Origin of the sequence: Streptomyces sp. NPDC048416, from assembly GCF_043200435.1 — a bacterium.
Lineage (GTDB): Bacteria > Actinomycetota > Actinomycetes > Streptomycetales > Streptomycetaceae > Streptomyces.
On sequence record NZ_JBICXU010000067.1, the window covers coordinates 1 to 6,965 of the forward strand.

The 6,965-nt window shown below is 70.3% G+C and carries 6 protein-coding genes; 3 read left to right on the forward strand and 3 right to left on the reverse strand.

Annotated features, from left to right (window positions below; genetic code table 11):
* Window positions 1-89: 89 nt before the first annotated feature.
* The 3 genes from ACGFW5_RS35200 to ACGFW5_RS35210 all read right to left on the reverse strand — a co-directional run bounded on the left by ACGFW5_RS35200 (window position 90) and on the right by ACGFW5_RS35210 (window position 3,799).
* Window positions 90-1,211 (reverse strand): tetratricopeptide repeat protein, encoded by a 1,122-nt coding sequence (locus ACGFW5_RS35200; RefSeq protein ID WP_393838436.1) that lies wholly within the window; start codon window positions 1,209-1,211, stop codon window positions 90-92.
* On the reverse strand, window positions 1,208-2,602 hold the full coding sequence (locus ACGFW5_RS35205) for an AAA family ATPase (protein ID WP_393838437.1): 1,395 nt from the start codon (window positions 2,600-2,602) through the stop codon (window positions 1,208-1,210). Before ACGFW5_RS35205 ends, ACGFW5_RS35200 begins: the two co-directional genes overlap by 4 nt.
* A gap of 132 nt (window positions 2,603-2,734) precedes the next feature.
* The gene (locus ACGFW5_RS35210; protein WP_393838438.1) at window positions 2,735-3,799 is read right to left on the reverse strand and encodes a sodium:calcium antiporter; all 1,065 of its coding nucleotides are present in this window, start codon (window positions 3,797-3,799) and stop codon (window positions 2,735-2,737) included.
* A gap of 141 nt (window positions 3,800-3,940) precedes the next feature.
* Between ACGFW5_RS35210 and ACGFW5_RS35215 the strand changes: the two genes are divergently transcribed.
* The 3 genes from ACGFW5_RS35215 to ACGFW5_RS35225 all read left to right on the forward strand — a co-directional run bounded on the left by ACGFW5_RS35215 (window position 3,941) and on the right by ACGFW5_RS35225 (window position 6,880).
* Complete coding sequence (locus tag ACGFW5_RS35215) at window positions 3,941-5,185, forward strand: aromatic acid exporter family protein (RefSeq protein WP_393838439.1); 1,245 nt, start codon at window positions 3,941-3,943, stop codon at window positions 5,183-5,185.
* Window positions 5,186-5,282: 97 nt separating this feature from the next.
* The gene (locus ACGFW5_RS35220; protein WP_393838440.1) at window positions 5,283-5,807 is read left to right on the forward strand and encodes a GNAT family N-acetyltransferase; all 525 of its coding nucleotides are present in this window, start codon (window positions 5,283-5,285) and stop codon (window positions 5,805-5,807) included.
* Between the two features lie 293 nt (window positions 5,808-6,100).
* Window positions 6,101-6,880: a class I SAM-dependent methyltransferase gene (locus ACGFW5_RS35225; protein WP_393838441.1), complete on the forward strand. Its 780-nt coding sequence runs from the start codon at window positions 6,101-6,103 to the stop codon at window positions 6,878-6,880.
* Window positions 6,881-6,965: the final 85 nt, after the last annotated feature.

Below are 6,965 nucleotides of genomic sequence, written 5' to 3' on the forward strand. Positions count from 1 at the left end.
GATAGCTCCGCTATCACGACGTTCCGGCGCCTTGCGATGCACCGCACCAGGCGCCGCACCCTGACCGACCCTGATCCACCAGACACCCCCTAGCGTGCCTTCTTCTTGTCGAACCAGATGGTGGCCACCACGGGTACGAGCCCGGCCCAGAACAGGAGGCGTGGCGTGGCCAGGGTCGTCCAGGGAGGCCCGGCGACCAGCAGGGCGCAGAGCATGGCCCAGCCCGACTGCGCCAGCACGACGCGGGCCCAGCGACCGCGACGGATCAGCGAGCGGACGTTGAGCTGCACCCCGGCGCGGAGCTTGTGGTAGCGGCGCCAGGCGCCGAAGCCCCAGATCGCCCCCATGATCACAACGGACCACAGGCGCTGGCCGATGGGTATGGGCAGTTCGGGGGCCGGGTGGTCGTCCGAGGGAAACAGGTTGATCATGGCGCCCGCCGTGACCAGGCAGAGCAGAGCCAACCATCGGGTGCCACGCAGGAGGCGGTAGGTGGCGCGGTCGAGCTGCTGCCGCATCCCGGGAGAGTCGGGCCGGCCGGCCAGCGCGCCCGCGTACAGCTCGGCGGCCTGTACGGCGTTCACGCCCGGCGCCTCCGCGGCCTTCTTCGTCTGGCGGCCGAGGGCTTCGGAGTGCGTGGGGTCGATGCGGAGAATGGCCTCGTCGAGCTGGTCGGAGACGGTGCCGTTGCCCGCCGCCTCGGCGATGCGCTGCGCGATCTCGTGGGCGTAGAGGTCCTCGGGGCCCAGTCGCAGTGCCTCCATGACCACGTTGGCCGCCTCGGCGGTGACACGATCGATTTCGGCGTAACTGAGCTTTCCCGGGCCCGTGTTCCGTGCGTGTGTGACCAACGCGGAGCGCCACATGGCGTCCGCGAGCATGGCACGGGGGTAGGACTCCTCGGGAGCCACGCGGACCGCCTCACGCAGTACGGGTTCGACGACGAGCCAGCCACCGTCGTCCACGATCGCCCGGGCGCGCAGCATCAGCGCGCCGTAGTCCTCGGGGTCCAGTTTGAGGGCTTCGTCGGCCGCCTCCTTCGCCTGCCGCGGTCCCTCGGTATGGAAACGGCAGTAACCGATCTTGACCCAGGCGCGTACGTCCCCGGGATCCTCGGCGAGGTGGCGGCCCAGCAGCTCCAGGGCCTGGTCGTAACGTTCGAACTCGATCAGGGCTTGGGCCCGTTCGACGGTCGGGTGCAGCGTGGTCACAGCTTCCGCCTCTTCTTGAGATAGGCGACCAGGTCGTCGTACATACCGCCGTCGTTGGCGTACATCGCCACGTTGCGCGCCGAGGCGAACCAGGGCTCCGTCGAGGGCACCGTCTGCTTGGCGGCACCGAGCAGGTCCTTCATGCCGATCATGCGGACGACGCCGGTGCGCACCGAATCGAGGAGTGCCATCTCCGCCGCGGACTCGCACAGATGGGCCAGGTCGGCACCGGACAGGCCGTCGGTCAGCTTGACCAGCTTGCCCAAGTCGACCTTCTCGATGGGGCGTTCACGCAGGTGGTAGCGGAGAATCGTCTCGCGTGCCGGTGCGTCCGGGGGCAGCACGAGGAGCGTGCGGTCGAAGCGGCCGGGTCGACGCAGCGCGATGTCGACGTCCCAGGGGACATTCGTCGCGGCGAGTACGAAGACGCCTTCGTTGGCGGCGGCGTTGATGCCGTCGAGCTCGGTCAGGAGCTGGTTGACGGTGTTGCGCATGCCCGCGCTCTGCGTGCGGCTGCGCTTGCCGCCCAGGGCGTCGAGCTCGTCGAGGAACACGACGCAGGGCGCCTGGCGGCGGGCGGTCTCGAAGAGTTCGTGCATGTTGCGCTCGGAGTTGCCCATCCACATGTCGAGCACGTCGTTGACCGACACGGACAGGAAGCTGGCACCCAGCTCGCCCGCGACGGCGCGTGCCACGAAGGTCTTGCCGCAGCCGGGAGGCCCATAGAGGAGGAGGCCGCCGCGCAGGCTCTTGCCGTACAGCTTGCGCAGCTCGGGGTTGCGCAGCGGCGCGAGGAAGGCGGCTTCCAGGCGGTCCTTGACCTCCCGCATGCCGCCGACGTCGGCCAGACGTACGGCGCCCGGGGCGTCGACGTCCCAGGCGGGAGCATCCTCGGGATCGCCGCTGCCGTCGGTGGTGAGGGGTCCTTCCACGAAGCGGGGCGGAAGGACGTCCTTGATCTGGTCGGCGGCGGCGCCCCAGTTGAAGGTGCTGTCGGCCTTGGACTCGGCCGACGGGGTTGCCGCGTCCTGCGGAAGCGCAGGCTCGGCCGGCGGGGTTGCCGCGCCCAGCGGAAGCGTGGGCTCCGTCGGCCGGGTCGCCGCATCCCGCGACTGCACAGGCTCCGTCGGCGGGGTCGCCGCATCCCGCGGAAGCGCAGGACCCGGTGTTTGGGCGGCGGGGGCGGTGGCCCCCATGGCGCGCGCCATCAATGCCCTTGCCTGGCCGTCACCCGGCGCGTGCTGCAACGCGATGGCCGCTTCCGTGACCGCCTCGTCCTGGTGCCCGGCGTCCAGCAACAGGTCGGCCAGGTGCAGCCGGAGCGGCACGTCGGCGGGTGCCGCGTCGACAGCCGCGCGCAGGCTTCGTATCAGGGGGGAGGCTTCTGACATGCGGCTACTTTACGGACTCGACGCCACCGGTCCGTTCACGGGTCCCGCATACCGGCGCCCCTGGACGCGTCCGGCGGATTCCGTCGGTGTCCGCTCGACGTCTGCGCCGGTGGGTGAGCGCGTGACGCGTCGTCAGCCGCTGATCGTGGCGAGTCCGGCGATGCCGGCGGCGTACAGGAGTAGGACGGCCAGGCTGTCCACGCCCATCCGCAGGTACTGGCGACGGGGGCGGAAGACCAGCCCCGCGACATACACGGCGGTCAGGACGACGCCGAGCGCGGTGAGGTAGATGTCGGTGTGGTGCGCGGCGGGCAGGACCGGCTTGCCGGAGATGAGGGTGGCCAGCAGGAACAGCACCGGCAGGAACGCGTTGCCACCGAAGATGTCGCTGATGGCCAGTTGGTAGTCACCCAGTTTGGTGGACGTCAGGCCTGTGCTGATCTCGGGCAGCGAGGTCGCGGCGGCCAGTACGGTGGCGCCGAACAGGACGCCGGACAGGCCCTGCCGGCCGAAGAACTCCTCACCGGTGCGCTCGATGACCACACCGGCCACCAGGGTCGCCGCAGCGGCGGCGCCGAACACGATCGCGGCCCGGGCGGTGCCGATGCCCTTGTCGGTGGCCGACTTCTCCTTCTTGCCCTTGGAATGGCCGCGCGGCTCGGGCTGGGCGCCGGGCGCGTCGCCGCCTTCGTGCCACGACAGGCCCTTGCCCGCCCTGTTGAGCAGTACCAGGCCGACGATCCAGAGCACGCTGATGGCCAGGGAAGCGGGGTCGAGCCGGGCGAAGGACAGGTCGCTCGGCAGCTGGGTGCCCATGACAACGACCGCCAGCACCACCATCACCAGTACGCCTTCGAGGACCAGGACGAGACTGGCCGCCAGCCGGGTCAGCGGGGCGCGCGGGCGCACCCCAGCGATGTCCAACACCACCAGAACCACGGTCTGGAGGGCGATCCCGCCCAGGATGTTCCCCACCGCGACATCGAGCTGTCCGTCCATGGCGGCGCTCGCGGTGATGGCCAGCTCCGGCAGGTTCGTCGCGATGGCCAGCATGATGAGCCCGCCCAGCGCGCTGCCCAGATGGAGCCGTTCGGACAGGACGTCCGTCGTGTCCGACAGCTTGATGCCCGCATACCAAATCACTGCCGCACTGGCGACGAACAGCGCCAACAGCACCGGCGAACTCAAAGATCCCATGCCACGCCCCGTACCCCCTGCCACCGCCTCTACCACCTCCACCGGCTTCACGTGCCCCGACGACGCAACGGGTCGTTGGTCCGGACGGCGCTTCGGCCCGCTCTCCGTGTGTGAATCCTGCTGAGCGGGAAGAGGTGGATGATGCGGGAGTTCACTCATCCTCTGCTCGATTTCACTCATCCCCTGCGCGATTTCGCGCGTCGCCGCCGTGAGCCCGCGGTGGTGCAGACCCTGCGCTCCACGGCGGCCGCGGTGATTTCCTACGTGGTGGCCTTGCGCCTGAGCAGTGAACCCGCGCCCCTCACCGCGCCGCTGACCGCCCTGCTCGTGGTGCAGGTGACCCTCTACACCACGCTGGTCACCGCCGTGCGCAGGGTGAACTCCGTCGTGGTGGGTGTGCTGCTCGCCGTCGGCTTCAGCGCTCTCGTGGGTCTGACCTGGTGGAGTCTGGGGCTGATCATCCTGGCGGCGCTCGTGGTCGGGCGCTTCGTCAAGGTCGGTGAGTTCGTCCCCGAGGTGGCGATCAGCGCGATGCTCGTCCTGGGGGTGACCCGGGTGTCGGCGACCGCGTGGGACCGCGTCCTGGAGACCCTGATCGGTGCCGGTGTCGGCATGCTGTTCAATGTCCTGCTCGCCCCGCCGGTGTGGGTGGAGTCCGCCGGCGGAGCCATCGAGGAGCTTGCCGCGCGGATGCGGCGGTTGCTCATGGATCTGGGGGACGAAGTCGGCGGACACACCCCGGTGGCCAGGGCGGCGGCCCGCCTGCACGAGGCGCGCCGGCTCGATCACGACATCGTCCAAGTGGACGTCTCCCTGCGGCAGGCCGAGGACAGCCTTCGGTTCAATCCGCGCGTCAAGGAGGGGCTGCTTTCGCGGGTGGTGCTGCGTACCGGGCTCGACACCCTGGAGATCTCGGCGGTGGTGCTGCGCGTGGTGTGCCGCTCGCTCACCGACCTCGCCAAGGAACGTACGGAGGAACACCTCTTCGAGCCGGACATCGGGCTCGCCCTGCGGGACGTCTTCGCCCACATGGCCCGGGCCGTCGAGAGCTTCGCGGTGCTGATCACCACTCAGGTCAGCACCAATGCCGAGCAGGCCGAGGAGCGGCTGGCGCAGGAGCTGACGGCCGGTCGCGCCAGCCGCGACCGGGTCGCCGACCTGTTGCTCGCGCAGGTGCAGCGCCATCCCCGACAGTGGCAGCTGCACGGGGCGCTGCTCGCGGAGGTCGACCGGATCCTCAACGAACTCGACGTGGAGAAGCGTTCCCAGCGTCTGGTGGAGGAGCTCGACCGGCAGTCGCGGGAGCAGCGGCAGCGCTTCCCCGACCTTCGCCGTATGCGCATCCGGGTCCGCCAGGTCATGCGCCTGCCGGAACCCGAGGAGTGACGACCGTGACCCGACCCGATGCCACCTGCCGGGCGAAAATACGGTGCTGGGGGCGGCTTCCGCGGCCTACGGTGGCCCGATGGTGTGGGTGCGCGACATGACGGAAGCCGATGTCGAGGCCGTGTCCGACATACGGGTGCGGGGCTGGCAGACGGCGTATGCGGGGATGGTCCCGCGGTCCTTCCTAGACGGCATGACGGTCGAGGACGACGCGCGCCGACGCCGCGCCTGGTTCCGCGACCCCCGCCGTCGGGGTTTCGACCTCGTGGCCGATGCCGGCGCCGGTCCCGTGGGCTGGGTGAGTTGCGGACCCTACCGGGAGGCGGGCGCCGAGTCGCGCATGAGCGAGGCGTACGGGCCCGCGGTGCGGGCGGGTGAAGTGTACGCCCTCTATGTCCGGCCGGACCTGATCGGTCATGGGGTCGGCCGTGCGCTGCTGGACGCGGTCCACGATCGCGCCGGGGCAGAGGGGTTCGGCTTGGTGGCGCTGTGGGTGCTCAGCGGCAACCGGACGGCACGCCGGTTCTACGAGCGTTCCGGCTACGCACTCGACGGCGGTGAACAGCGGGATGCCTACGGTGACGTGGTGCTCACGGAGTTGCGCTATGGACGGTCACTGTAACACCCCCACGGGCGCGTCGGCGAGCCGCACCCCCGCCGCCAACGGCAGTGTCCAGGAGGCCGACCCGCAGGAAGCGGAATCCGTGGAAACAGTCGGTCACGCGCGAGCGAGAACCACCTCCGCATGACCCCCGGGGGCCCCTGAGCGGGCGGCGGACGACGGCTGGGAGCCAGACATGCCCGGCCTTTGCGACGGGCCCGCAGCAGCCCGTTCCCGGCTCCCCCGCATAGGCCCTGACCTGGTGTTTTGTGGTGCCGAATCCTAGGGTGGAGCCCTGCGGAAAGGGGGGCCGGATGGACCGGGCCATACGCACTGTCGAAGACGTTCTCGCGCTGCTGGACGGGCTCTTCGCGTCCGAACCCGAGGCGGGTCGCTTGGCGACCGGCGATGGCCAGGACTTCTGGAACGGCTTTTACGCGGACCGCTCGAAGCCGGTCCCGTTCTTTGTGGCGAAGCCGGACGAAACCCTGGTCTCCTATCTCGACCAGGGTCTGATCACCCCGGGCCGGGCTCTCGATCTGGGGTGCGGTGCGGGCCGCAACGCGCTCCACCTGGCGGCGCTCGGTTTCGAGGTGGACGCGGTCGATGTCTCCCCTGTCGCCGTCGCCTGGGCCGAGGCCCGGGCGCGCGAAGCCGGGCTCGACGTCCGTTTCCGTCGCGGCGACGCCTTCACGACGCCCGAAGTGAGCGGCCCCTACGATCTGGTCGTCGATTCGGGGTGCTTCCACCACCTGGCGCCGCACCGCCGCGTCAGTTACCTGGCGTTCCTCGAACGCGTCCTGGCCCCCGGCGGCCACCTCGCGCTCACCTGCTTCGCCGCCGGAGAGCAGGGCATGGGGTCCGAGCTCACCGACATGGACCTCTACCGTCAACGCGACTTGCAGGGCGGGCTCGCCTACACGCCTGAGGCGCTGCGCTGGATCTTCTCCGATCTCGCGGAGGTCGACCTGCGCCGCATGCGGGAGGAGACGCCCGAGTCGCCGCTCTTCGGTGTCCCGTTCCTCTGGGCCGCACTGTTCCGCCGGGAGGTGGCGGACGCGCCCGCCGCACCCGGCCACCGGCCGCTGCCCTAGGGGGTGTCTGGTGGATCATGGCCGGGGGTGCGGCGCCTGGCACGGCACCTCGCGGCGTTGCCGAAACGCCCCGATAGCTCCGCTA